Source organism: Brenneria izbisi (genome assembly GCF_025840185.1).
Taxonomy (GTDB): domain Bacteria; phylum Pseudomonadota; class Gammaproteobacteria; order Enterobacterales; family Enterobacteriaceae; genus Brenneria; species Brenneria izbisi.
Window position 1 is genome coordinate 22,384 of sequence record NZ_JAMPJU010000001.1, and the last position, 25,664, is coordinate 48,047.

General features: G+C 47.1%; 27 protein-coding genes and 1 tRNA gene. 11 read left to right on the top strand and 17 right to left on the bottom strand.

The window, feature by feature from the left end; translation table 11 throughout:
• The first annotated feature begins 121 nt into the window (after positions 1–121).
• On the top strand, positions 122–2,179 hold the full coding sequence (helD, locus tag NC856_RS00110; RefSeq protein ID WP_264088373.1) for a DNA helicase IV: 2,058 nt from the start codon (positions 122–124) through the stop codon (positions 2,177–2,179).
• A 53-nt stretch (positions 2,180–2,232) separates the two neighbouring features.
• Here helD and NC856_RS00115 read toward each other — a convergent pair whose 3' ends face one another.
• A complete protein-coding gene (locus tag NC856_RS00115) occupies positions 2,233–2,691 on the bottom strand; it encodes a methylglyoxal synthase (protein WP_264088374.1) in 459 nt (152 codons plus the stop codon).
• A gap of 213 nt (positions 2,692–2,904) precedes the next feature.
• On the opposite strand from NC856_RS00115, the gene NC856_RS00120 reads away from it, so the two are divergent.
• Positions 2,905–3,324, top strand: coding sequence for a CoA-binding protein (locus NC856_RS00120; protein WP_264088872.1), 420 nt, complete (start codon positions 2,905–2,907; stop codon positions 3,322–3,324).
• 81 nt (positions 3,325–3,405) lie between these two features.
• On the opposite strand, the gene hspQ is transcribed toward NC856_RS00120, so the two are convergent.
• Positions 3,406–3,714, bottom strand: coding sequence for a heat shock protein HspQ (gene hspQ, locus NC856_RS00125; protein ID WP_264088375.1), 309 nt, complete (start codon positions 3,712–3,714; stop codon positions 3,406–3,408).
• Between the two features lie 212 nt (positions 3,715–3,926).
• On the opposite strand from hspQ, the gene yccX reads away from it, so the two are divergent.
• On the top strand, positions 3,927–4,205 hold the full coding sequence (gene yccX, locus NC856_RS00130; protein WP_264088376.1) for an acylphosphatase: 279 nt from the start codon (positions 3,927–3,929) through the stop codon (positions 4,203–4,205).
• 3 nt (positions 4,206–4,208) lie between these two features.
• Here yccX and tusE read toward each other — a convergent pair whose 3' ends face one another.
• Together tusE and yccA are read right to left on the bottom strand one after the other, a co-directional pair.
• Entirely contained in the window at positions 4,209–4,538 is a 330-nt protein-coding gene (gene tusE, locus NC856_RS00135; RefSeq protein WP_264088873.1) for a sulfurtransferase TusE, read from the bottom strand.
• A gap of 126 nt (positions 4,539–4,664) precedes the next feature.
• On the bottom strand, positions 4,665–5,324 hold the full coding sequence (gene yccA / locus NC856_RS00140) for an FtsH protease modulator YccA (RefSeq protein ID WP_264088377.1): 660 nt from the start codon (positions 5,322–5,324) through the stop codon (positions 4,665–4,667).
• Between the two features lie 225 nt (positions 5,325–5,549).
• On the opposite strand from yccA, the gene NC856_RS00145 reads away from it, so the two are divergent.
• Positions 5,550–5,637, top strand: a tRNA-Ser gene (locus NC856_RS00145).
• Between the two features lie 209 nt (positions 5,638–5,846).
• Here the strand turns inward: NC856_RS00145 and NC856_RS00150 are convergent.
• Together NC856_RS00150 and NC856_RS00155 are read right to left on the bottom strand one after the other, a co-directional pair.
• Positions 5,847–6,158: a hypothetical protein gene (locus tag NC856_RS00150; RefSeq protein WP_264088378.1), complete on the bottom strand. Its 312-nt coding sequence runs from the start codon at positions 6,156–6,158 to the stop codon at positions 5,847–5,849.
• A 272-nt stretch (positions 6,159–6,430) separates the two neighbouring features.
• The gene (locus NC856_RS00155) at positions 6,431–6,691 is read right to left on the bottom strand and encodes a biofilm development regulator YmgB/AriR family protein (protein WP_264088380.1); all 261 of its coding nucleotides are present in this window, start codon (positions 6,689–6,691) and stop codon (positions 6,431–6,433) included.
• Positions 6,692–7,455: 764 nt separating this feature from the next.
• On the opposite strand from NC856_RS00155, the gene NC856_RS00160 reads away from it, so the two are divergent.
• Positions 7,456–7,884 carry a universal stress protein gene (locus NC856_RS00160; RefSeq protein ID WP_264088381.1) on the top strand — a complete coding sequence of 143 codons (429 nt, stop codon included), beginning with the start codon at positions 7,456–7,458 and terminating at the stop codon, positions 7,882–7,884.
• 45 nt (positions 7,885–7,929) lie between these two features.
• Here the strand turns inward: NC856_RS00160 and NC856_RS00165 are convergent, their stop codons facing one another.
• Positions 7,930–8,196: a DksA/TraR family C4-type zinc finger protein gene (locus NC856_RS00165; RefSeq protein WP_264088383.1), complete on the bottom strand. Its 267-nt coding sequence runs from the start codon at positions 8,194–8,196 to the stop codon at positions 7,930–7,932.
• A gap of 121 nt (positions 8,197–8,317) precedes the next feature.
• Entirely contained in the window at positions 8,318–8,503 is a 186-nt protein-coding gene (locus tag NC856_RS00170; RefSeq protein ID WP_264088384.1) for a GhoT/OrtT family toxin, read from the bottom strand.
• A 252-nt stretch (positions 8,504–8,755) separates the two neighbouring features.
• Between NC856_RS00170 and NC856_RS00175 the strand changes: the two genes are divergently transcribed.
• The 5 genes from NC856_RS00175 to mdoH all read left to right on the top strand — a co-directional run bounded on the left by NC856_RS00175 (position 8,756) and on the right by mdoH (position 16,364).
• A complete protein-coding gene (locus NC856_RS00175) occupies positions 8,756–9,034 on the top strand; it encodes a hypothetical protein (protein ID WP_264088385.1) in 279 nt (92 codons plus the stop codon).
• A gap of 152 nt (positions 9,035–9,186) precedes the next feature.
• Positions 9,187–9,456, top strand: coding sequence for a hypothetical protein (locus NC856_RS00180; RefSeq protein ID WP_264088387.1), 270 nt, complete (start codon positions 9,187–9,189; stop codon positions 9,454–9,456).
• A gap of 670 nt (positions 9,457–10,126) precedes the next feature.
• Positions 10,127–11,797 carry a methyl-accepting chemotaxis protein gene (locus tag NC856_RS00185; protein ID WP_264088388.1) on the top strand — a complete coding sequence of 557 codons (1,671 nt, stop codon included), beginning with the start codon at positions 10,127–10,129 and terminating at the stop codon, positions 11,795–11,797.
• 516 nt (positions 11,798–12,313) lie between these two features.
• Complete coding sequence (locus NC856_RS00190) at positions 12,314–13,822, top strand: glucan biosynthesis protein G (protein ID WP_264088874.1); 1,509 nt, start codon at positions 12,314–12,316, stop codon at positions 13,820–13,822.
• On the top strand, positions 13,815–16,364 hold the full coding sequence (gene mdoH, locus NC856_RS00195; protein WP_264088389.1) for a glucans biosynthesis glucosyltransferase MdoH: 2,550 nt from the start codon (positions 13,815–13,817) through the stop codon (positions 16,362–16,364). The genes NC856_RS00190 and mdoH overlap by 8 nt, the downstream gene beginning before the upstream one ends.
• A 61-nt stretch (positions 16,365–16,425) precedes the next feature.
• Here mdoH and mdtG read toward each other — a convergent pair whose 3' ends face one another.
• The 3 genes from mdtG to NC856_RS00210 all read right to left on the bottom strand — a co-directional run bounded on the left by mdtG (position 16,426) and on the right by NC856_RS00210 (position 20,238).
• A complete protein-coding gene (mdtG, locus tag NC856_RS00200; RefSeq protein ID WP_264088390.1) occupies positions 16,426–17,652 on the bottom strand; it encodes a multidrug efflux MFS transporter MdtG in 1,227 nt (408 codons plus the stop codon).
• 212 nt (positions 17,653–17,864) lie between these two features.
• Positions 17,865–18,785 carry a Kdo(2)-lipid IV(A) acyltransferase gene (locus NC856_RS00205; RefSeq protein ID WP_264088391.1) on the bottom strand — a complete coding sequence of 307 codons (921 nt, stop codon included), beginning with the start codon at positions 18,783–18,785 and terminating at the stop codon, positions 17,865–17,867.
• A gap of 358 nt (positions 18,786–19,143) precedes the next feature.
• Positions 19,144–20,238, bottom strand: coding sequence for an NADH:flavin oxidoreductase/NADH oxidase (locus NC856_RS00210; protein WP_264088392.1), 1,095 nt, complete (start codon positions 20,236–20,238; stop codon positions 19,144–19,146).
• 228 nt (positions 20,239–20,466) lie between these two features.
• On the opposite strand from NC856_RS00210, the gene trhO reads away from it, so the two are divergent.
• On the top strand, positions 20,467–21,525 hold the full coding sequence (trhO, locus tag NC856_RS00215; protein ID WP_264088393.1) for an oxygen-dependent tRNA uridine(34) hydroxylase TrhO: 1,059 nt from the start codon (positions 20,467–20,469) through the stop codon (positions 21,523–21,525).
• Positions 21,526–21,596: 71 nt separating this feature from the next.
• On the opposite strand, the gene NC856_RS00220 is transcribed toward trhO, so the two are convergent.
• From NC856_RS00220 to pyrC, 6 genes are all read right to left on the bottom strand, one after another.
• Complete coding sequence (locus NC856_RS00220) at positions 21,597–22,175, bottom strand: YceI family protein (protein ID WP_264088875.1); 579 nt, start codon at positions 22,173–22,175, stop codon at positions 21,597–21,599.
• Positions 22,176–22,204: 29 nt separating this feature from the next.
• Positions 22,205–22,759, bottom strand: a complete 555-nt coding sequence (locus NC856_RS00225; protein WP_264088394.1) for a cytochrome b — start codon at positions 22,757–22,759, stop codon at positions 22,205–22,207.
• 446 nt (positions 22,760–23,205) lie between these two features.
• Positions 23,206–23,460: a biofilm formation regulator BssS gene (gene bssS / locus NC856_RS00230; RefSeq protein ID WP_113868045.1), complete on the bottom strand. Its 255-nt coding sequence runs from the start codon at positions 23,458–23,460 to the stop codon at positions 23,206–23,208.
• Between the two features lie 214 nt (positions 23,461–23,674).
• Positions 23,675–23,932: a hypothetical protein gene (locus NC856_RS00235; RefSeq protein WP_109053203.1), complete on the bottom strand. Its 258-nt coding sequence runs from the start codon at positions 23,930–23,932 to the stop codon at positions 23,675–23,677.
• Between the two features lie 200 nt (positions 23,933–24,132).
• Entirely contained in the window at positions 24,133–24,372 is a 240-nt protein-coding gene (gene dinI / locus NC856_RS00240) for a DNA damage-inducible protein I (protein WP_264088395.1), read from the bottom strand.
• Positions 24,373–24,474: 102 nt separating this feature from the next.
• Positions 24,475–25,518 carry a dihydroorotase gene (pyrC, locus tag NC856_RS00245; RefSeq protein WP_264088396.1) on the bottom strand — a complete coding sequence of 348 codons (1,044 nt, stop codon included), beginning with the start codon at positions 25,516–25,518 and terminating at the stop codon, positions 24,475–24,477.
• Between the last annotated feature and the right edge of the window lie 146 nt (positions 25,519–25,664).

A 25,664-nucleotide genomic window follows, 5' to 3' on the forward strand; every position in this document is an offset into this window, starting at 1 on the left:
GAATTATCACATCAAGTGTCAGGATATCCCAACCTGTTTTTAAGGGTAGAGCGTAAATACCGATAACAGGTAGACTACGGTGATAGCGAGTAACATCTCATAATTTTATGGCGCAAACATAATGGAACTTAAATCTACCTCTTTAGGTAAACATTTGGCGCAGCATCCTTATAACCGGGTGAGGCTGCTTAATGCCGGCGTCGAGGTGAGTGGTGACAGGCATGAATACATTATCCCCTTTAATCAACTTATTAACATTCACTGTAAACGCGGGTTGGTATGGGGAGAACTGGAGTTTGAACTGCCCGAGCATAAAGTGGTGCGATTGCACGGAACGGAGTGGCAGGAAACACAGGCGTTCTTTCGTTATTTATTGAAATCCTGGCAAGACTGGAGCAAGGAAATGAGCCAGGTAAGCGCAGGCGTGCTGCAAAAGCAGGCGCATGATATTCATGTGCTGACCCAGCAGGATGGCTGGTTCAGCCGCAAGGCGCTTGCCCGTTTACAGGAAGATATTCACAGCACTTTTGCCTCGCTGCCGCTTCCCGTCGTCCGTCTGGACGAATTTGATGATTGTCGCGATAACTACCGGCTTTGCCTGCAATGGTTGGATCACGGAAACCAGGAGCGGACGAAATGTAATCAGGCGTGGATGGCGCGAGTGCTGGTGGAGCAACAGGCATTCTTCCAGTCGGTGGAAACCACGCCGTTGAATCGCGCCCAGTGTATGGCGGTCATCAATGGTGAAGAGGCCGTGTTGGTGCTTGCTGGCGCCGGTAGTGGCAAAACCTCCGTGCTGGTCGCTCGTGCCGCCTGGTTGCTGCATCGTGGGGAAGCAACGCCCGATCAAATTCTGCTGTTGGCATTTGGCCGCAAAGCAGCGGAAGAAATGAATGAACGTATTCAGTCACGTTTGCATACGGAAGAGATTCAAGCCAAGACCTTCCATGCGCTGGCGTTGCATATTATCCAGCAGAGCAGCCGGAAAGCACCGATGATCAGTCAACTGGAAAGCGACAGTAAAAAGCGACGTGAGTTGCTGATAAAAAACTGGCAGCAACAGTGTACCGAGAAAAAAACACAGGCGAAGGGCTGGCGGCAATGGCTCACGGAAGAACTGGCGTGGGACCTGCCCGACGGTGATTTCTGGCATGATCGCGCATTGGCTGAACGGCTTGCGGGGCGCCTGGAGCGCTGGCTGGGATTGATGCGCATGCATGGCGGCAGTCAGGCTGAAATGATTGAACAGGCTTCAGAAGATATTCGGCCATTGTTTCAACAGCGGGTTCGGCTGATGGCGCCGTTGTTAAAAGCCTGGAAAAAAGCGTTGAAAGATGAAAATGCCGTCGATTTTTCCGGTTTGATTCATCAGGCCGTTAATCTGTTGGACAAAGGCCGGTTTGTCAGCCCGTGGAAACATGTTCTGGTTGATGAGTTTCAGGACATTTCCCCGCAACGAGCCCGCCTACTGGCGGCATTAAGGCGACAGAACAGCAGAACGAGTCTGTTTGCTGTCGGTGATGACTGGCAGGCTATCTATCGTTTCAGCGGGGCCGAACTGACGCTGACAACGGCGTTCGAGCAAAATTTCGGCATCAGCGAGCAGTGCGCGCTGGACACCACCTATCGCTTTAATGAACGTATCGGTGAAGTGGCGAATCAGTTTATACAGCAGAATCCTCATCAACTCAAAAAGCCGCTGAACAGCCTTACCAAAGGTGATAAAAAGGCGGTAACCATCTTGCCGCTTGAGCAACTGGAGGCCTTGCTGGATAAATTAAGCGGCTTTGTGAAACCCGATGAGCGTATTTTGATATTGGCGCGATATCACCATTTGCGGCCCGATATATTGCAGAAAGCCGCGACAAAATGGCCGAATTTGTCTATCGACTTTATGACCGTACACGCCAGTAAGGGCCAACAGGCTGAGTATGTGATTATTGTGGGTATGCATGATGGTAAAGACGGTTTTCCCGCACCGGCGCGGGAATCGGTGCTTGAAGCGGTATTATTGCCTGAAACAGAGGATTTCCCGGATGCTGAAGAGCGGCGTTTACTCTACGTCGCGTTGACCAGAGCCAGGCATCGGGTTTGGTTATTACAGGATACTAAAAATCCATCAGTATTTATTTCACAGCTTCAGCAATTGGGCGTGCCGATACAACGTAAACCGGGATAAACCGATGAAAAAAGCCGACTTGGTATTGTCGGCCTTAATATCGGGATCGGGGCTTATTTCAAGCGATCCTGCAAGTAACGCTGATAATCGGGAATGGAAATTTGTACCGGATTTCTAAACAATTCTGAGTTGATCAGAAAATCGGCTGTTGAACGATTGGTGGCGACCGGGATATTCCAGACGGTGGCCAATCTCAGCAACGCCTTGACGTCTGGATCGTGAGGGACGGCATTCAGTGGATCCCAAAAGAAAATCATCATATCAATTTTGCCCTCGGAGATCAGGGCGCCAACCTGCTGGTCTCCTCCCATCGGGCCGCTCAGCATACTTTTTACGGGCAGGCCGGTATGCAACTGAATCAAATTACCGGTGGTTCCTGTAGCATAAAGCTTATGATCGGCAAGTTGCGTCATGTTGGTCGTAACCCAGTCAAGAAGGGCTTGTTTACAGTGATCGTGGGCAACCAAAGCAATATGTTTGTGTGCGGCAATGGTGCGGGTGGTGAACTCCATGGTTACATCCTTCAATCGGTATGCTAAAGCTAATGGGTTGTACCAACAGATTACGGAAGCGGGGTTTCCGTGCAAAGAGATAAAAAGGAAAAAATGCGAACCGTCGTCAAAAATCCGGCATGAATGCATGGAAAATCGCCACGATGGTGCCATGGTCCTCTACGCTAAAACACGAGGTGTTAAAATGCGAGATATAAAGAGAGGCAGGTCATGATCAAAGATCACGAAATTGAAACTGTACTAAAAACGGTAAAAACCATCGCACTTGTCGGTGCCAGCGAGAAAACAACCCGCCCAAGTTATGGTGTGATGGCATACTTGCTTGAGCAGGGTTATGACGTTATACCAGTCAGTCCAAAGTTGGCCGGACAAAAGTTATTGGGACAACAGGTTTATGCCAGCCTGGAAGACATCCCGCAGCGCATCGATATGGTGGATGTATTCCGTCAACCGGAGGCGGCTTATGAAATTGCTCAACAGGCGATAGCCATCGGTGCAAAAGTTTTATGGTTACAGATCGGCGTCATTAATGAACCGGCGGCTATTCTGGCAAGAGAGGCGGGATTGGCGGTGGTGATGGATCGATGCCCAAAAATTGAAATTCCGCGTTTAAGATTAGAGAAAAAGCCATGAGCCGTTTACCGGTTTGGTTATTTGAACCGGTAAACATTGCGGATGGTCGTTGACGGATAACATCTCTCAGCCAATCTCAACTTAGTGACGAAGTTGCGGGGCTTTGCGTTGAATAACTTCCGCGAGCTCATTTAATGAAGGATGGACATTCGGGTTAACTTCTTCCTGTATCAACTGAGCCTCTGCCAGATAGGTATGAATCGGCTGGCCGTTATCATCTTCCATCACTACGTGATACCAGGGGGCGTTACGCAGTGTGTCATGAGCCTTGATCTCCTCCCATGCCGGGGATTCCAATGAATATTCAGGATCGATATCAATAACGACACCTGGATACCCCAGAAGTTTATGACGGATCTGTTGTCCGATACCAAATTTACAGATAATCATATAATCTCCTGAGCAAACAGTGACACTTTCTACATGGGGGCTTAACGCTTTTTTTCAAGTCGGTTGCAGCGAATTACTATGGATTTTATAAAGTATTCCTCTGCTGACCATCATACTTAGGGTATGGTTTAAATCTGGCGAGGAGACCGTCTGGTGAATAGAATGTCGCTTAGCGGAAACGAGCAGCATGCTGGTAGAAGAGGAGAGTGCGGATGGCAACGTTATCAATCGCCGTCAGTGTTTACGGGGTCGTTCAGGGCGTGGGTTTTCGTTACAGTACCCAGCGCCGTGCCGTCGAACTCGGTGTCAGCGGTTATGTCCGCAATAACGATGACGGGAGTGTGGAGGTTGTCGCTTGTGGTGAGCGGCGCAAGGTTGAACAATTGATTGACTGGTTGAAGAAAGGTGGTCCGCGCAGCGCCAGTGTGGAAAAGGTATTGATCGAACCGTGTGGGATAACCGAATACGATGGTTTTAAAATTCGCTATTAGCGGTCAGATACATTTGACGGGTTTTGGCAAGCCCGCAATCTTGGTCGCTTGTTTCGCCGGCCCTTTCGGGAACAGACGATACAGATAACGACTATTGCCCTTCTCCTCGCCGTATTTTTGCGCCATCGCTTTTACCAGCATACGGATTGCTGGTGAAGTATTGAATTCTAAATAGAATGCCCGGACGAAGCGCACCACTTCCCAATGCGCATCAGTAAGTTGAATGCTCTCTTGCTCTGCCAACCGCAACGCCAGCGTTTCATTCCAGTCAGCGCTGTCCATCAGATATCCCTGTGCATCGGTTTTAATGATACGGCCTTCAAACTCCAAAATAATTCCCCGGATGTAATACGATTGTGCCGAAGTTTAGCAAACTTTTTTCAGGCCAAGAACCTTTGGTTTAGACGAAAAAAAGCTCCAACAGTGTGGAGCTTTTTGAATTTATACCACTAAGGCGAATTAATCGTTACGCATAATGCCCAGAATACTTAACAGGCTGACGAAGATATTGTAGATCGAAACATACAGGCTAACGGTCGCACGAATATAGTTGGTTTCACCGCCGTGGATGATATTACTGGTTTCCCAGAGGATCGCGCCCGCAGAGAACAGGATGAACAGAGTGCTTATTGCCAGATGCAAGGCGGGGATTTGCAGGAACAGATTGGCAATGACTGCCACAATCAATACGACAAAACCTGCCATTAGCATGCCGGACAGAAAAGACATGTCTTTGCGGGTGGTCAAAACATAGGCTGAGCAGCAGAAAAATACCAAGGCCGTGCCGCCCAGAGCCAACATCACGATATCACCTGCGCCAGATGAGATCAGCGTGCTTAAGATGGGACCAAGCGTATATCCCATAAAACCCGTCAACGCAAAAGCTGCCAGAATGCCGGCCGGACTATTTGCCAGTTTGTGGGTCAGGAACATCAAACCATAAAAACCCACCAGCATTAACAGTAAGCCGGGAGCCGGTAAATTAAGTACAGTGCTTGCGGTTGCGGTGACAGCAGAGAAGCCCAGAGTCAGCGACAGCAAAAAATAGGTGTTACGCAACACTTTATGTGTGCTGAGTAGGGCGCTTTCACGTGTAGAGGAAACAACAATACGATCCATATTAGCGACTCTCTCTTTAAGGGGGTCATTATTCAATAGCAAAGAATAAATAGTTACAGATCGTTATTAAAGATGTTTTACCCTTCTTTACGCTATAAATCGCTAAATTTATGAGCGTTATGGCGATTTTACATGCGTTTAGAACCGGGTAGGTTATTTTTCAGGCGATTGAGCGCAATGATACTTTACAAGGTCCGGCACTCTGTTTATAGTGCGCCTCATTGCGGAGGAGTGGCCGAGTGGTTGAAGGCACCGGTCTTGAAAACCGGCGACGCGAAAGCGTTCTAGAGTTCGAATCTCTACTCCTCCGCCAAAAAATTCAACGGGTTAGCTTAGGCTAGCCCGTTTTTTTTTTGCCCTGAAATAGGCCGAAAACGATCTGACCATCTCCCGGTTGGTATCAGGAAATCAGCCTGCTACCGCAGCACCAGGCGGTGTTGTTCAAGATGTTTAGCCTGATGGACGTGGTCAGTACGGATATTGTTCTTATCTATATAGTTCATTTGTATGGTCCATTTGTATTTACAACGGATGTATACCCTGTACTTCATGCTGAAAAACGTAAGGATCGGACAAAAGGCAAAACTTATCATCTTCAGGGTAGGTCACAGCGATATGATAATCCTCACCAGCAAAAGCCTTCACTGCATCAATGTCGGTCCAGTAAGTTGCAAGGAAAAAATGCTCCCAGTCCCCCTGGGCTACTCGTTTGACAAAAGCGCCCTGATTACCTTTGATGCCTTGTGAATGCTTGACACCTGTTAATTGAAGGTGAGTTGCAAAGCCTTCTGCATGCTCCTGTGGCACACACCCATGCCATGTTCTTACTATCATTGTCCGGCTCCAGTCGTAGTAAAACCAATAAATTAACCGAATGAACTAATAACAGGAAGATGTTATCTCTGTTGCGTGCCGGGTATGTAACATTTGATGGGCCGGTGTATGCTGGCAAACCGCGTTGTCATTATTACTCTTATTCAATGTAACAAAAGATGTATATGATAAATAAACTGTCTATTTGTATTAAGAGTTGTCTATATCAGGACAATGAAAGTATATCATCATTGATGAGGCTATTGTTTTTAATTTAAATAACATAAAAATAATTAAATAACAAAGTCATCCTGTGTTTTATGGACGATCTGTTCCAGTAAAGTGCGATATCTGTCTAAAATGATGGGATCTGTCTCAGTATCAATCCTGTGGAGCAACTTGGAAATAATTGCTTTATTTGTCACAGCATCACCGTACTGGATTATTTCATCAACAATATGACCCAGCATTGTAATGTCATTCATTTGATTTTCCGTATTCAAATAGTCTGATATTAGTCTATCGGCTTCTGTTTGAAATGTATTTTCACGCATAAATTATCCTCCAGAATGAACCCGTATTACCTTGGCTGGCATCTGACTCTAAGGACCATCGGAAAAAGGCAAGCCCAAAAAAACGGCCAGCCTGTGATGAGATGACTAAATTAACTTTAGCGTATATAGGGTATAATCCCAAATATTTTTAAAATTAAATTTTTTTAAAGAGATAACAATTGGCTAATGATAATAATAAAATACCAGTTCAATAACCAGGTTGTTGTTTTTTATGTAAATATTTCTATTGGTTGGATTTTTCAGCCAGTCTGATTCAATTCAAGAGATTGGAAAATATTATGGTAAGAATATAAATCAATAAAGATAACTTAACATTTATTATTGTATAAAAACCAGCATAGCCGATTAAATAATGTTGTTGCATGATAGATGTTGCCCAACCGCTCATATCGTTTGATAACGGGATGAATCAATTTATCTTATAACAAACTTGGCGGAGGACATTTTTTCCTAGATGACGACAGCTTCAAAATAAAGTGTTTTATCAGCATGATATGGTTCATGATACAGAAGTCAACGGCGATCTGATCAAAATTATCGACGTAAAACAACTCAGAAAATCCTGGTTATGGGGGGGCATACATTGACGACAATGTGAACGGATCGGCGCGGTTTGGTTTTCAACGGCTGATGGAGCGCAGTTTATTCTATGACAGGAAGTTCACAAAGGTGAACAAGATCATATTTCTCACACATAAGGCAAGCTACGCTTTTTATGTGAAAGGTCATAGTGAGGGGTTGCCATGTATAGCGCTATTTTAGTTCCCGTTGATATTACCGAAGAACAGTTAACCCGTAATGCACTTACCCATGCGGTAAGGTTAGCGAAAATGTCCAACGCTACTATTCATCTTTTTCATGCTCTTCCAGATGCATCCGCTTTTTTATCCGCCTATTCTTTCGGGATGAAGGAATTTGAGAATGAAGCTGTCGTCAAGGCGAATGATAAGCTGAAAGCGCTGGCAAAAAGTATTGATCTTCCGGCATCTCACGTATCGTTCAGTGTGAGTTTCGGTACGCCGCGAGATGAAGCGTTGCAATTGGCGGAAGAGTTAAATGCTGATCTTATCGTGATAGGATCGCGCCGACCTGACGTAAAAACATATCTTCTTGGCTCAAATGCGGCTGCCATTGTGCGACATGCGAAAACGTCGGTACTGGTGATCCGTTAGCACGCAATCGGCTTGTTCAGATTGGCTGAGCAAGCCGAAGTGTTGCTATCTCAGTTGACTGTCTTTACTGCCTCGCCGGTTATAGCCGCTGTTTTGCGTCTGTTTTTTATCAAATTGTTCCTGACACTGGATGCAGTAGCGAACGCCGGGCAACGCATTACGCCGTGCTTCAGGGATCAGCACGCCGCATTCTTCGCAGTGCCGGGCGCTTTGACCATGATTCAACTGACTACGTGCGCGGGCTATCGCATCATCTACCGTCGCATCAATTTGCTCCTGAACGGAACCATCACCTGACCAGCCGCTCGCCATTACTACCTCCTCTGCGTCGAGTCTCTCTATCCTCTCAGTATTGGGGAGATTTTAAGCGATTCAAGCGAACGCCTTGGATTTTTCCAGGATAGAAAAAACGGCCTTCTTTTCCTGACAACCTTTAGAAAATAGAGAAGAGCAACACAACAGGGAAACTTAATGGCCACGTCAGCCCGATTAGCAACGCGGCGAGTAATCGTATGGACCAGGATTTGTCTTTGCTCAGCCGTAAAGTAACCAGCAGCGAAATCGCAAAACCGATGAAGTAAACGAGCTTAATGATTTCCCACACAGAGGAATGTGGCACGGATATTTCCTTTTGTCTTTAACGCTCCCGTATTCTATGCTGTTAATATTTCATGATCAATTTTTAACGCTGTGAATTTATAGACAATAATAAGCAAACAAACGTTTAGGGTTTGCCTGCGGGATAAAGTTTGGCGGATGAGAGAGTCGTCACATTTTATCTGTGACAGAAATATTAATTTTTTGTTTCAATATGGACTTTATTTTAAGACTGTCATAGTTTGATTCTTTATCACACGAGAAAGGTAATAAAATGAGTGAGATATCTAGCCTGTCGTTGAAAATCCCAATGGATTTGAAAGAGAAGATTAAAGCAGCTGCTCTTGAGAAGAATGTCTCCATCAGTGCTGAAGTCTGCGCACGACTACTTAAAAGCTTTGATGAGAGTGAGATTTCATCTGTACCTTCGGCGGAATCTGTTGATAATCAGAGCACCGTAGAAGTGTCCGAGTCGCCACTAACGCAGAAAGAAATCAAAAAAATCAGAGAATTACTGAAGGGCAGGTCAAAGCATTCTTCAAAGAAAAAATAATTCATTATTGTGCGGCACGCTCTGACTCTGCTCTCACTCAGGGTGACAGCGTGCTATTTATTATAAGAAAAATCATTTTTTGCGAGATAGATCAATAAGGTTTACTTTTTTTTGCCGATAAACGCTAATCATTGGATTAGTGGGAGGCAATTATGTTAATGGGAACACTGAAAGAAACCTTGGTTTTCAAGCAAGATGATAATGTGGGTTCCCATAGGTATGAGATCTACAAGAATGACAGTAAAGGCGGTTATTTTGCTGTTATCTACATGCAAAAGAATGTGATTGCGGACGGTTCTTTTTTTATTACCTGGGTAATCGAAAATTCACATCATGATCTTAGATCACATTATATTCCCAATGCCAGGATGGAATGTGAGTCTCACTGGAAAGATAATTACCTTGCCGTGAAGTTATTATAAATTAAGCATCTAATAGAAATAGACGTTTTATTTTTTTCATAAACTGACGTTATTAATAATATCGGTTTGCTATCATGATAAATTCTTCATGAAGAAATGTTATAAATTATTTCAATTTTCACTGGTACATGTTGTTATTCCAACAACTGAGAATAACCCCATTTATCTCATAAACGGGTAAATTATTGATAATTGATCGATTAAATAGATATATAAGTTAAGTTTTTAAAATAAATAAAATATAAAGAATAGTGACTTTGCGCCGATACCACTCACGGTGCATAAAGGAGTTGGTGGGTTCTCCATTTCTTTACCAGCATGATTAATTAATATTTATCACTAAAAGTTACTAATGGGGTTTTATGATCTGCTGTGAGCGCTTTGTTTAATCATTAAGTGGAATTTATGATATTTATCAGTTGATTAGGCTTAATGAGCGCCTTTTTCGCCGTTGGCGATGATATTAATGATATTGTCTCCTGGCGTTTAATTCTGCTTATCACCAAGTTTAATACATGCCAAGCCCGGTATTCAGGGGTTTTTAATATAAAAAGTACATTGAAATTATATATAGGCACTGACCAATAACAGCATCTCATCTGGTTTCTGTAATCAATGATGTGCGTTGGTTTTGGTGCAGATAGATAAAGGATGAATAAAGGAGATTGATATGAGTTTATCCAACTGGCGTATAGGGTATCGACTGGGGGCTGGTTTTTCTTTTTTGCTATTGATGCTGTTGATGGTCGGTGGTATTACGATTTCTAAATTGACTGATTTTCAAAACAAAATGGATAGTATCGTTTCTCAAAGTTATCCGCTGACGCAGAAGGGTAACCAGCTTATTAATGAGTTGAGCAGATTTCTCAATAATCAGCAATTGCTTTTATTGCTCAAATCTCAAACAGAGATCAACCAGCAATTAGTATTGACCAAAGAGAGTTCATCCATAATATCCGGGCTGATGGATGACCTGCAAGAATCGGTCAGTGATGAGAAGTCGCGCGTGATTTTGCAGAGTATCGCGGAGATACGGCGTGACTTTCTTGGTTCGGCGAATAAACTCACCGCCTTTATCCTGGCCGGAAACACTGATGAAGCATCAGCGGAATATTTCAATGTTACCCGTATAAGCCAGCAAAGATACATAGATAAGGTCACTGAGTTTATTGATGTGCAGGATGACAACATGGACATCGCCGCACAAGAAGTGGAGGTCAGCTACCGTGAGACATTAATTCTGCTGACTATCATCATTATCGCCAGTGTGATTATCGGCTTGATCATCGCCACTCTGATTACCCGCAGCGTGACGCATCCTATAAAAGAAGCGCTGGTGGTAGCGGAAAATGTCGCACAAGGCGATTTGACGTCAGAAATTCGTATCAACCGTAAAGATGAAACCGGCATGCTGTTGACGGCGTTGCATCATATGAACATTAGTCTGCGGCAGATTGTCAGCCAAGTCCGGGATGGCGCTGAAACCATTTCGAGCGCGGCGTCACAGATTGCGGCGGGTAATCAGGATCTTTCCGCCAGAACGGAGGAGCAGGCGAGTTCACTGGAGGAAACCGCATCGTCAATGGAGCAATTGACATCCACCATCAAAAATACGGCTGATAACACCGCTCAGGCTACCTCGCTGGCGGCGAACACATCAGAAACGGTACAAAAAAGCGGCGATATGATGTCCAGAGTGACGCAAGAAATGCGCGGCATCAGAGACTCCTCGCAGCGGATGTCAGAAATTATCGGTGTGATTGACGGTATCGCTTTTCAGACCAATATTCTGGCGCTGAATGCTGCTGTGGAGGCGGCCCGTGCGGGCGAGCAGGGCCGGGGGTTTGCAGTCGTCGCCAGCGAAGTCCGTGCGCTGGCGCAACGCAGCGCAACGGCGGCCAAAGAGATCAAAGAGCTAATCGATGATTCTTTTCAAAAGGTTCAGGCGGGTATGGGGCTGGTGGAGGAAACTGGCGTTACGATGAATTCTCTGGTGACGAATGTGCAGGGGGTCAACGGCATCATCAGTGAGATAGCTCAGGCCAGCCGCGAGCAAAGTGATGGCATTAATCAAATCAATTTGGCGGTCGGACAGATCGACACGACCACCCAGCAGAATGCGGCATTGGTCGAAGAATCCGCCGCTGCTGCGCTCTCGTTGCAGGATCAGGCGCATAACCTGACCCAGACAGTCAGTCTTTTCAAACTCGGCGCAGGTTTCACCGGCCCGGCTAGCGGACAAAAGCCGGAGACAGCGGTACTGCTTGCCGCCAAAAGTGCGACGACTACGGGCGAGAAAGAGAAAAAAATCGGGGAGTCAGCAGACTGGACATCGTTCTAATCTGTTTTAACGTAAATTTACCAGACCGCCACTGAATCATTCAATGGCGGTTTTTTCTTATCCATTTCATCAATTCCTCAAAGCGCTGAACAATAAAATCAATCGTCATGTGGGGATTAAATAAGGATTAAGATTTTTCCCATCAGGCGTTTGCCAAAAAAGAATTTTCAGATTGTTCGGACAGCCGATTTTTTGCTGACATATACTGATGAAGAATCGCTGAGACGGTGTATAGTCTGCGATGACAAGCGTTTGAGCGGATTATCAGTCCGGTGGTATTCTTAATGTTGACGGCAATAGGGAATATTTGTTTTCTATTTTTCTGTCTGAAGTGCGCTTTTTTGAGTGCTCTAGTTGTTTAAACGCTGACCTATTATGATGAACCAAGTTGTCGAAAAGCTAACTTATCCTTTAATATGGATTTTAGTTGATTGAAGCACACGTATAGGGGGAGTTGTGCTGGTTAATAAATCTGGAATTAAACAGCGGGTTGTCGGCCTTCGCTGGCTTTCGGCGATGGTTATGTTGTCTTTAAGCGCAACACCGGCTTGGGCATTTTCTATTGACGATGTTGCAAAAGAGGCAGAAAAGCTGGCGGCTAAGAGTTTTGAAGCGCCGAAAAGTAATCTTCCGGCGCAATTTCGGGATATGAAATTTGCGGATTATCAGCAGATTCTTTTTAACAACGAAAAATCATACTGGAACACGTTACAGACGCCATTCAAACTTCAGTTCTACCATCAGGGTATGTATTTTGATACGCCGGTCAAAATTAATGAAGTGACGGCGACGACAGTCAAGGAGATTAAATATTCAACAGATTATTTTAATTTCGGCCCTGTCAAACATGATCCTGAGACGGTGAAGAACCTTGGCTTCGCTGGCTTCAAAATTCTTTATCCCATCAATAAAGCGGATAAGGATGATGAAATCGTCAGTATGCTGGGCGCGAGCTATTTCCGGGTGGTCGGGAAAGGTCAGATCTATGGATTGTCCGCGCGCGGTCTGGCTATCGATACGGCGTTGCCTTCCGGCGAGGAATTTCCTCGTTTCCGTGAATTTTGGATTGAGCGTCCGAAACCGAATGACAAACATCTGGTGATTTTCGCTCTGCTGGATTCGCCGCGTGCGACGGGCGCATACCGCTTCATCGTCTATCCGGGAAGCGATAGTGTGGTCGATGTTCAGTCTAAAGTGTTCTTGCGTGACAACGTCGGCAAACTGGGCGTGGCTCCGCTGACCAGTATGTTCCTGTTTGGGCCGAATCAGCCTTCCCCGACGCTCAACTATCGCCCGGCGCTGCATGACTCCAATGGTCTGTCGATCCATGCCGGTAATGGCGAATGGATTTGGCGTCCGTTGAATAATCCCAAACACTTGTCCGTTAGCACGTATGCGGTAGAAAATCCGAAAGGGTTCGGCCTGTTGCAACGTGGACGTGATTTCTCCGCTTACGAAGATCTGGATGATCGTTATGATCTGCGCCCAAGCGGATGGATCGAGCCGAGAGGCGAATGGGGCAAAGGTAAAGTCGAACTGGTAGAGATTCCGACGGCTGATGAAACCAACGACAATATCGTTGCGTTCTGGACGCCGGATGTGTTGCCTGAAACCGGTAAACCGTTGGAAATGCGTTATCGCCTGCATTTCACCCTTAATGAAGACCAGTTGCATTCGCCGGAAATCGCCTATGTTCAGCAAACCCGTCGTTCTACCGGGGATGTGAAGCAGTCGAATCTGATCCGTCAACCAGATGGTTCCATCGCTTTCCTGGTGGATTTCGTCGGTCCGCAGATGAAGGAGATGGATGAGGCGACGCCTGTCACTTCTCAGGTCAGCATTGGCGACAATGGTGAAATTGTCGAGAACAACGTTCGTTATAACCCGGTGACTAAGGGTTGGCGTCTGACATTGCGTTTACGTGTGAAAGACAACAAGCAGCCGACAGAAATGAGGGCGGCGTTGGTTAATGGTGAAACGACATTGACTGAAACCTGGAGCTATCAGCTACCTGCTAATGAATAAGTCAACTTCTCCTCTCGATTATATTGAAAAATTGCCCTTGTCTGCCGAGCAGACAAGGGTTCTGCATGAAAAGCTCGCGGCATCAGATAACATCGAACAGTCTGTGTTGCATCAGGTTTTGTCCGAAGGCGAACAGGTCAATATTCAGTCAGAAGACGACGCGGCGCTGAAGTCGGTTAAGGCCCGTCTGGAAATGGCCTGGCCTGATGGGTTAAACGGCGGTAAGCAACTGGGTAAAGACAGGGAAGGGCGGACAGCATTGAAGGCTATGCCGACAATTACCCGCTCTTCCATGTTTCCTGATATCTGGCGCACCAATCCGTTGGTACGTTGGTGGGAAAGTCTGCTGGGGCGTTCAGCACCGCCTCGTCGTCATTCCAGCCCGGAAGAAAGAATTGCTGAAAACCGCTGGCGTATGGTCGGTACGATGCGTCGCTATGTTCTGTTGATCCTGACGCTTTTCCAGACGGCGATCGCCACGTGGTACATGAAGACTATCCTGCCTTATCAGGGCTGGGCGCTGATTGACCCGTTCGAAATGGCCGGTCAGCCCTTGACGCGTTCACTGATGCAGATCCTGCCCTATATTCTGCAAAGTGGTATTTTAGTCCTGTTCGCCGTGTTGTTCTGTTGGGTCTCCGCTGGGTTCTGGACGGCCCTGATGGGCTTTTTGCAACTGTTGATCGGACGCGACAAATACAGTATTTCGTCGACTACGGTGGGGGATGAGCCACTCAACCCGGATCATTGCACCGCCCTGATCATGCCTATCTGCAACGAGGATGTTGAGCGCGTGTTCGCGGGGTTGCGTGCTACGTATGAATCGGTGGAAGCGACCGGCATGCTCGATCACTTCGATATCTATGTACTGAGCGACAGCGACGACCCGGATACGTGTATTGCGGAACAAAAAGCCTGGATGGAACTTTGCCGCGATGTTGGCGGCGCAGGGCGTATTTTTTACCGCCGCCGTCGCCGCCGTGTGAAACGTAAGAGTGGCAATATTGATGATTTTTGCCGTCGTTGGGGCAATCAATACAGTTACATGGTGATCCTCGACGCCGACAGTGTCATGAGCGGCGAATGTCTGACATCACTCGTCAGACTGATGGAAGCGAACCCGAACGCAGGGATTATCCAATCTTCGCCGAAAGCGTCGGGCATGGATACTCTCTACGCGCGTTGCCAGCAGTTCGCCACCCGTGTTTATGGGCCGCTGTTCACCGCCGGGCTGCATTTCTGGCAATTGGGTGAATCCCATTACTGGGGACATAACGCCATCATCCGGGTGAAGCCGTTTATTGAACATTGTGCGCTGGCCCCGTTGCCAGGCGAAGGTTCATTTGCCGGCGCTATCCTCTCGCACGACTTTGTTGAAGCGGCGTTGATGCGTCGTGCGGGGTGGGGAGTCTGGATTGCGTATGATTTGCCGGGAAGCTATGAAGAGTTGCCGCCGAACCTGCTGGACGAATTGAAGCGCGACCGCCGTTGGTGTCATGGTAACCTCATGAACTTCCGTCTGTTTCTGGTCAAAGGGATGCATCCGGTACACCGGGCTGTATTCCTTACCGGGGTAATGTCTTATCTGTCAGCGCCGCTATGGTTCATGTTCCTGATGTTATCGACGGCTTTGCAGGTGGTGCATACCTTGATGGAGCCGCAATACTTCCTGCAACCAAGGCAGCTATTTCCTGTCTGGCCGCAATGGAGACCGGAACTCGCCATCGCACTATTCTCAACAACGTTGGTGCTGTTGTTTCTGCCAAAATTGTTAAGTGTCATTTTGATTTGCGCGAAAGGCGCGAAAGCTTATGGCGGCGTGTTCCGTTTATTCGTTTCGTTATGGATAGAAATGTTGTTTTCGGTGCTTCTGGCGCCAGTCAGAATGCTGTTCCATACCGTGTTTGTGGTTAGCGCGTTCCTTGGATGGTCTGTTCAATGGAAGTCGCCGCAGCGTGATGACGACGCCACACCTTGGGGAGAAGCCTTTGTTCGTCACGGTTCCCAATTGGCGTTGGGGCTGGTTTGGGCCATCGGCATGGCGTGGCTGGATCTGCGTTTTCTGTGGTGGCTTGCGCCGATCGTATTCTCATTGATCCTGTCGCCGTTTGTCTCGGTTTACTCCAGCCGTGCCTCATTGGGGCTGGCTTGTAAACGTGCCAAATTATTGCTGATCCCGGAAGAATACGAACCGCCGCGTGAGCTTGTCGCGACGGATAAATATTGCCAGTTGAATCGCCAACGTAAATTGGAGAATGGTTTCATGCAGGCGGTGTTTGATCCTTCCATCAATGCCCTTGCCAGCGCGATGGCTACAGCGCGTCATCGTTTTAGTCTGGCGATTGAGGAGGTGCGTGAGCAGCGTGTTCGTGATGCGCTGAGCCGCAAACCCGAAGATGTTGATAACAAGCAGCGTTTGGCGCTGCTCAGTGATCCGGTGATGATTTCCCGCCTGCATTACCATGTATGGCAGAAACCGGAAGAATATGCGGCCTGGTCTGATGATTACCGGAAACTTCCGGCACCCTTGATCAAAGGCTGAACTTTCCTCAAGCAATAGGTAAAAAGCAACGGCTTGGGCTGTTGCTTTTTTATTTTGTTTTTTATTCTCCCGGCAATTCAACTCTGGATGTGCGGCGTTGCAGGCTGCGCCAGGAATAGATGACATTGATGAAAACGATTAGCGCCGTCACCATAAATACCGCACGGAAGCCATAATTGGCCGAAATTGTCGCGCCGATGATTGGTCCGGTGACATTGCCAATGTCACGGAATGATTGGTTATAGCTGAATATTCTGCCGGCAACCTGATGAGAAGAGTGATAAATCAACAGTGTTTGCACCGCTGGCAGCAATGCGCCGTCTGCTGCGCCCAATAAAAACCGCAGTACGCCCAGTTGCCATGGCGTTTGAACAAATGCCATGGGAATAAGCAGCAGAACAGACAGCATCAACATGGCGATGAGAATACGTTCCGGGCCTATTTTATCGCCCAACCTGCCGAGTCTGGGGGCGCTGAGCAGCGCCGACACGCCGGGGATCGCGGCGATCATGCCGCTGATAAAAGCCAGATTCTGTGTGGTGCCAGCCAGATCGCGAACAAACAGCGTGAGAATGGGCGCGACCGAGCCCGTCGCAACCTGAATAATCAGCGTCGTGATGAATAGGCTCAAAATCAGCCTGGGATTCTTCAGGGACGTCATCACCTGACGCCCGCTGAGCATGTCTTTTTTACGTACTGTGGTAAAGCGTTCCTGCACGAATAACCACGTAATCAGAAAACAGATAAACAGCACGCTGGCAGTGATGAAAAAGACGGGGCGTAACCCGTAGGTATCCGCCAGATAGCCGCCGATCAACGGACCGATTAATGCGCCGCTCACCGCGCCGGTCGATAGCGTTCCCAATGCCCATCCACTCTTATTGCGCGGCACCTGCGTGGCGATCAAGGCATTTGCATTGGGAACAAATCCACCCAGAATGCCAAGCACTGCCCGCAAGAACAAAAACTGCCAGATGTTTTGGGCTAATCCCATCAGGATCATGACGATACACATTCCCAGCGCCGAACGTAGCAGCATCAGTTTGCGGCCTTTGCGATCGGCAAGTCGTCCCCAGAAGGGAGCGGCGATAGCGGAAAAGAGAAATGTGATACTGAAAACAAGCCCTGACCATATGTTTAGCGCGCTATGGCCCGTGATACCGAGTTGTTCGACATACAGGGGGAGGAATGGCATGACAAGGCTGAATGCAACACCGGTGAAAAAGCAACCCAGCCAAGTAACATAAAGGTTACGTTTCCAATCAATCGGTTCCGTTTCTGGCGTCATAATTTTCCGGGCATGTTATGGTTATTTTTGGGTGAAGGGCGAGCGGCAAAGCAAAAATATTACATAGCAGGCAATGGAATGAGTATGAACCGCTTACCGGATATCGGCAAGGTGATCATGCCAGCCTAGCAAAAATGTTTTAATTTTTCAGGTAGATGACGCTGAGACGCTTATCCCTCCACGACGTTGTCGTGGAGGGATAAGCGGAACGATTAATAGAGTGAAGGCTCACCTGCCGGGCGCGTTTTAAAACGACGGTGCAGCCACATGTATTGGTCGGGTGCCAGCATAATATTCTGTTCAACGATTTTGTTCATCCATGCCGCGGTGACGGTTTCGTTTTCCACTGGAATATCCAATTCCGCTGGTTGGATCAGCAATTCGTATCCGCGCCCGTTCGGTAAACGCCGGGGAACAAAAGGCACGATGGCCGGATGTGCTGCTTTGGCCAGCATATAGCTTCCTACTGTCGTCGCCGCTTTATCCACCGCAAACAGGGGAACGAATACGCTACTGCGCGGGCCATAGTCGTGATCCGGCGCGTACCAGATGATTTCCCCTTGCTTTAGCGCCCGAATCATCCCTTTCAGATCTTTACGATCCAGCATGGTTTTATTCGACCGTAGTCTGCCCCAGGTCTGGAGCCAATCAATCAATTTATTATCGTTGGGGCGATAGACACCGATTCCCGCGTTTTTCATGCCGAAGATACGCGCGCCCAGTTCCAGCGTCAGAAAATGCAGACCGATCAGCAGAATGCCGCGATTTTGTTCCCGCAGCGGCTGTATATGCTCAAAACCCTTGACGCTGAACCAACGTTCAATACGCCAGTCGGGCCAGAACCAGGCCATACCGGTTTCAAGCAGGCCCATCCCGACGGCCTCGAAATTCTTTTTGACCAACTCATGGCGTTCCGCCAGTGGCATATCGGGGAAGCAAAGTTCAATATTCCTGGTGGTAATTTCAACACGCCGTGGCAATAAACGCATGGACAGCCGTCCCAGTCGAGTGCCGAACCAATACAGCAAGGGATAAGGCAATAGCACGATGAGATAAAGCATGCCGATACCTAACCAGGTTACCCAGTAACGCGGGTGCAACAGTGAACGATTAAAATAAGGGATTTGTGTCATGGCCTTAGTATCAACATTTTGGTGCGTATCAGCACACATACCGTTAAAAAGAATGAGTATATCCACCATCTTTCAGGTCTGGGGCTACCTTTTCGTCTGCTCACATCGTTGACTATGAGACAAGTAAGCGAGCAGCCGTTTTCGGCGCCTTGAAATCTGTTGGCTATAAAGTGTTACTCAGCAGGGTAAAGTATTGCGGCAGTTTCATAAGAAAACAAATTGGCAACGTGTTTCAGCCTGATTTTTATACAAAAAACGGAGCGGACGTAATGATATCATTTCCTGATGCCGATTTTTAACCTTTGGTGGTATTAAGGCAAGAAAGAACCGGCAACCCATCAGGATTGGCGGTCATGCATTACTGCTTAAATATATCTTTGGCATAACGAGGTTCACTGCGCCAGTATTGCGGCGGCGCAGTGACTTGAACGCCTAGCTTGATCGCCGCATGCCACGGCCAGCGCGGGTTGAACAGCATGGCGCGAGCCAACCCGACAGCATCGGCCTCACCCGTTGCAACAATGGCTTCAGCCTGTTCAGGTTCGGTGATCAACCCGACTGCAATCGTAGTAATGCCGACTTCCTGTTTGATTCGCTGAGCGTAAGGCACCTGATAGTTCGGCGCCGGGTGAATCTGCTGTTTTGCAGACATTCCGCCGCTGGAGACATGAATAAAATCGCAGCCTGATTCATGCAACACTTTACTAAGTTCAAGGGATTGCGCTAAATCCCAGCCCCCATCAACGCCGTCAGTTGCTGAGATTCGCACACCTACCGCTTTATGGGCTGGAAAGACATCACGAACCGCCTGGTAAACTTCCAGCAGCAAACGCAGACGGTTCTGCAATGAGCCGCCATATTCGTCCGTGCGCTGATTGGCCAATGGAGATAGGAACTGATGCAGTAAGTACCCATGAGCGGCGTGAAGTTCTACCAAATCAAAACCGAGACGATCCGCTCGCCTGGCCGATTCAACAAAAGCAGTGATCAACTCGCGAATCTGCTGCTGCGACATCGCGAGCGGCGCATCGTCCGTTTCATCGTAAGGGATGGCCGAGGGCGCCACCGTCTGCCAGCCGCCTTGCTCTGCGCGCAGAAATGCGCGATTGCCCCACGGAACATCTGTTGACGCTTTGCGGCCAGCATGTGCCAGTTGTATACCCAATGGCATGTCTGAGTAGCGCTTTACTGCCTGGATCACTGGCGCGAGCGCCTGTTCAGTCACGTCATCCCATAATCCCAGATCTCTGGGCGAGATGCGTCCTTCCGGTACGACCGCCGTTGCTTCTATGATGAGCAGCCCCGCGCCGGAATGCGAAAGATTTCCCAGATGCATGGTATGCCACGCGGTTGCTTTGCCTTCATCCGCAGAGTATTGGCACATTGGCGCAATGATGATTCGGTTCGGTAGCGTAAGTTGACCAAGCGAAACGGGAGAGAATAGCTGACTCATAGTGACGACCTTAGATTGTGGTTTACCCATTAGATTTGGAGAACACACCCCAGATTAACAGTATGACGTCCTGCGTATAATGCGATTACTATTTCATACTCTCTCTACAATTGCACACACTGACAGTCGTCGCGTGATCAGGTATGATGCGGGCGATTTTGTCCGCCAGAGCGAATTCTGGCGGCGAAAAGCACTCATTTACCTCAATGCAGACAGGAAAAGTACACCATGCCAGTGTTACATAACCGGGTTTCCAATGAGGAACTGAAAGCGCGTATGCTTGCGGAAACCGAGCCGCGCACCACAGTTTCCTTTTATAAATATTTTACGATTGATGAGCCGCAAGCATTTCGCGATCGTCTGTATATTCAATTCGAGCAGTTACAGGTCTTTGGCCGCGTCTACATTGCGTCTGAAGGTATCAATGCGCAAATCAGTGTTCCCAGTAATCAGTTTGAGGCGTTTAAATTGACGCTGTTCAATATGCATCCCGCTCTCGACCAAATTCGGTTGAATATTGCGCTGGACGATGACGGTAAATCATTCTGGGTATTGCGTATGAAGGTGCGCAATCGTATTGTTGCGGATGGCATTGACGACCCCACCTTTAACCCGGCGAATGTTGGCCAGTATCTGCAAGCTGAGCAGGTCAACGCGATGGCGGAGGACCCGAACACGCTATTTGTTGATATGCGTAATCACTATGAATACGAAGTCGGGCATTTTGAAAATGCGCTGGAAGTTCCCTCCGATACGTTTCGTGAACAACTGCCCATGGCGGTAGAAATGCTCAATGATGCGCGTGACAAAAATATCGTCATGTATTGCACCGGGGGCATTCGTTGCGAGAAGGCGAGTGCCTATATGCTGCATCATGGTTTTAAAAATGTTTATCACGTTGAAGGCGGCATTATCGAGTACGCGCGTCAGGCTAAAGCAAAAGGGTTGCCGTTGAAGTTTATTGGTAAAAACTTCGTTTTTGATGAGCGCATGGGAGAGCGTATTTCTGATGATGTGATCGCCCATTGTCATCAGTGCGGCGCGCCCAGCGATAGTCACACCAACTGCCGTAACGAAGGTTGTCATTTGCTGTTTATTCAGTGTCCGGCGTGTGCTGAAAAATACCAGGGATGTTGTAGTCTCAACTGTCAGGAAGAGATGAAGCTTCCACTGGAAGAGCAGCGGGCAAGGCGTAGCGGGCGTGAAAACGGGATGAAGATCTTTAATAAATCGAAAGGATTATTGAAGTCAGCTTTGCGTATTCCCGGCCCATCATTCGATGAGTAGATGAAGCCAGTTTGAAACAAGCCCTTTTATCATAAAAGGGCTTGTCAGGTATTACAGTGGCTACGGCAAACTTATTTCTGACGAACACCTTCGACAGAAATAATCAATTCCACTTCCTGCGATGCGGGACCCAGATCAGTGGTAATATTGAAATCCTTCAGCTTGATAGTGCCTTCAGCTTCAAAACCGGCACGATAACCGCCCCAGGGATCATCACCTTGACCCATCAGTTTCGCTTCCAGTTTCACTGGCTTAGTGACGCCATTCAGCGTCAGATTACCCGTGATATCAAACTCATCATCACCGTCTTTTTTCACTTCAGTAGATGTAAAGGTTGCTTGCGGAAATTTCGTCACATTTAAGAAATCAGCACTGCGAATATGCTTGTCGCGCTCAGCGTGATTGGTATCGACACTGTTGGTATTGATGGTGACATTCACTTTATCTGCCGCAGGGTTCTTTTCATCAAAAGTAAAAGAACCATCGAAATCATTAAAACCACCATAGATCCAGCTGTAGCCGAGATGTTTGATGCGAAATTGAACAAAGGCGTGCTGGCCTTCTTTATCAAATTTGTACTCCGCAGCCAGTGCGGAACTAGCGGAAGCAAGTAAAGAAAAGGCTGTCAGACCCAATAATGTTTTCTTCAGCATTGTTTTTTCTCCATAAATCCAGAAAGTTAAGAGATGTTGCGACCCAACATCCGTTTCAACGTGGTGTCACCATCAATAAAATGGTGCTTTAATGCGGCTAAACCGTGCAGTACTGAGAGCACAACCACCGCCCAGGCAAGATAAAGATGCACGGTGCCTGCGATATCGGCTTGGTCCGTCAAACCGCTTAATGTGGCTGGTACAGAGAACCAGCCAAAAACTGAAATAGGTTGTCCTTCGGCGGTGGAGATCAGATAACCGCTGATTAAAATGCCCAACAGCACGACATACAGAGCGATATGCGCTAGCGTGGCGCCGATGCGTGTAAGAGTGGAATAGCTGCTTAATGGCGCCGGCGGCGGGGAGATGAAGCGCCAGACGATGCGAAAGATGATCAGCGCGAACAGTAGAATGCCGATACTTTTATGAATTTCAGGCGCCAGATGATACCAATCATTATAGTATCCCAATGTTACCATCCATAGCCCTAATGCAAACATGCCATAAATAGTTAGCGCTGATATCCAATGAAGAAGAATGCTGACATGCCCGTAACGGGACGAGGTATTACGCCAAAGCATGGTGATAGCTCCTTGTTACATAGATAACATGATCAACCTGGCAAAAATTAAACATGAAAAAAAACAAATGCAAAATAAAATTTCAAAAAAAATACATTATTGTAACTTTGAGCAAATTTTTTGAATTTAAATTTGAACCTCATTCAATGTAATCAACGTAGATGATAAGGGTATTAAGTTTTTATCAGTTCACGTTTCAATACAGATAAGACAAATCATAGTATCTCAGCATTAAACTCTCCACTTGATCATTTGTCTATTCGCTGAATAATGATGCAGTCCGTGATTATTTATTATGCAGCTTTGAGGAAAATTACGGTGGGGTGATATTAGGATATGACGCTTTGTATTAAAAATAACAACGCCGCCAATAAAGGCGGTGTTGTTATTATAGCCAGGTGATGAGATAAATCCGTACTCAAAAAATTAACGAGCGATATCAACAACTAATGTTTACGGTAGTCACTGGACTGACAATCCGTGGATTCAATCTTTGCAATGCCAGCTTCAAGAATGTATATCAATTGTCTGGCTACATCTGTTGTTAACCATAGCGTGCGGTCAACTTGCGCTTCGTCAGGTGCTTGATCCGAGGTGGACAAGTAGTGTAAACGGATCATCATGGCATCATAACTGTCAACGGTGCTGATGTCCCAACCTACAAGAGGATGTGTCTGAATAACTTCATTTTTTCTATCCATAATTACCCCTTATTGACTAGTTACTAACATGAGTGACTAACGAGGTTTAGGCGGCTCCTTATTTACCAGAGCAACTTAAGTATATCCTTGCATATTTAGTTTATGGAAAATATTTTCAAATTTTTTGCAAAAAAAAATACCAACATAAATTAAAACGCATGAGACAAATATCCATTTACTCCAAATGATAGGCAAGCAGAAAAGGATGAAAAAACTATTCGGTATTTAAACCAGCATTTTTCTCTAGTGTGGCGGCAAACCGGGCAAGATGCTTTTTCATCACTGGATCACGGTTTTCGTTTTGTGATTCCAGCTTCAAGTTGTGAATCATCAGCTGATTTGATTTTTCATCAAGACAGAAGACCAGAGACGAAAAAGCAAGCTCCAGAACGTCGATTTTTCGCTGTTGTTCAGCGATTAACTCCAGCAGTTCCCCGAATGTCATTGCTTCTTCTGGCTTCTCAACTGTCATAATCGGTATCCTCCGTCATACCATAATTATCGTCACATCATCGTCATGACACAAGGGCGAAAGACTTGTATCAATTCACTGTACATAATTTATCATTCATACGCGATTTTCAACAGATAGAACACCGCGCTGGCGACTAAAGCATAGGGCGAAATTGCGTAAACCTTATACTGAGACATACATATTCAGTTTTTTCTTAATCATTCCGACATAAACCAATCATCGGCACTTTCCCAGGTTTCTTGCAGGATTTCAGAGATACGATCTTTATCATCTTTGTTCGCTCCCATGACAGACAGATTATTGGCTCCGGCATAGCGAACCAGAATCGGGGTATCAGGATAATGTTTGTGGATGCGCTGCTCCAGTTCATGCTGAAGCGCTTCTAACGCGCCCGTGGGTAATGGGGATGACTTTGACAGGGTAATTTCTACACGCATGATTGCCTCCGTTTTAACTGTTTATTTATACAGTTGTTGTTGGGAAAGCGCAAGCCGTGCAGGAAATTTTGCCCATCATCCGCAGGATGATGGGCTGTGTGATTAGCGAACCGACCAGTTCAGGCTTTGTCCGGCCAGAAAAGGAACCAATGACTCACTCTCCATGGGAATTTCCTGCGGGAAAGTCACCGGCTCGCGGTAAAGCTCGATCCAGTCTTCATTGACCGGTAAACCGTAGAAACGTGGGCCGTTCAGGGAGCAGAAGGCTTCAAGCTTGCTCAACGCGCCCATTTCATCGAAAACGGTGGCGTAGGCGCTTAATGCGGCTTGGGCGTTAAAGACTCCCGCACAGCCGCAACTGGATTCTTTTCTGTGTCTGCCATGCGGCGCCGAGTCTGTGCCGAGGAACAACCGTTCGCAACCACCGGCCACAGCTTCGCGCAACGCCCGCTGGTGGATATCTCTTTTGAGAATCGGCAGACAATACAGGTGTGGATGTATTCCGCCAACCAACATGTGATTACGATTGAACATTAAATGTTGAGGTGTAATGGTCGCCGCAAGATATTGGTTACCAGAGACAACATATTGTACTGCTTCTTTGGTCGTAATGTGCTCAAGGACGATTTTCAGTTCCGGGAACTGCTGCCGTAATGGATCCAGAATCGATTCAATAAATCTGGCTTCACGATCAAAAATATCAACCGACGGCTCCGTCACTTCACCATGGATCAGTAGCGGCATGCCAATCGCCTGCATCTTTTCCAGAACAGACGCAATATGGGTAATGTTTGTGACGCCGTGGCTGGAGTTGGTGGTGGCATTGGCCGGGTATAATTTGGCTGCGGTAAATACGCCTTGCTCAAAGCCGTTTGCGATCTCAGCGACATCCAGTGAGTCCGTTAAATAACAGGTCATCAAGGGCTGAAAATTATCGCCTTCCGGGATCGCCGCCAGAATGCGTTCTCGATAGGCCGTAGCGCTTGCTACGCTGGTGACGGGCGGCGTCAAATTAGGCATGACGATTGCACGACCGAAAAAGCGACTGGTATAGGGCAGAACCGTTTTCAGCATCAGATCGTCACGTAAGTGAATGTGCCAATCGTCAGGGCGGCGAATTTTTAGCATAGTGGGCTGTGCGGTCATGAAATAACGCTCCGGCGGTCAGTAAAAACATCATCTGTCTGTTGAATATGGGACTGATACGGCGGGGAATAAGAATAAGCGCAAAGCATGGTGAATGCATCCGTTTGTTGATGAATGCTTGAAATTAAGTCGCAATTGGCCTCTCA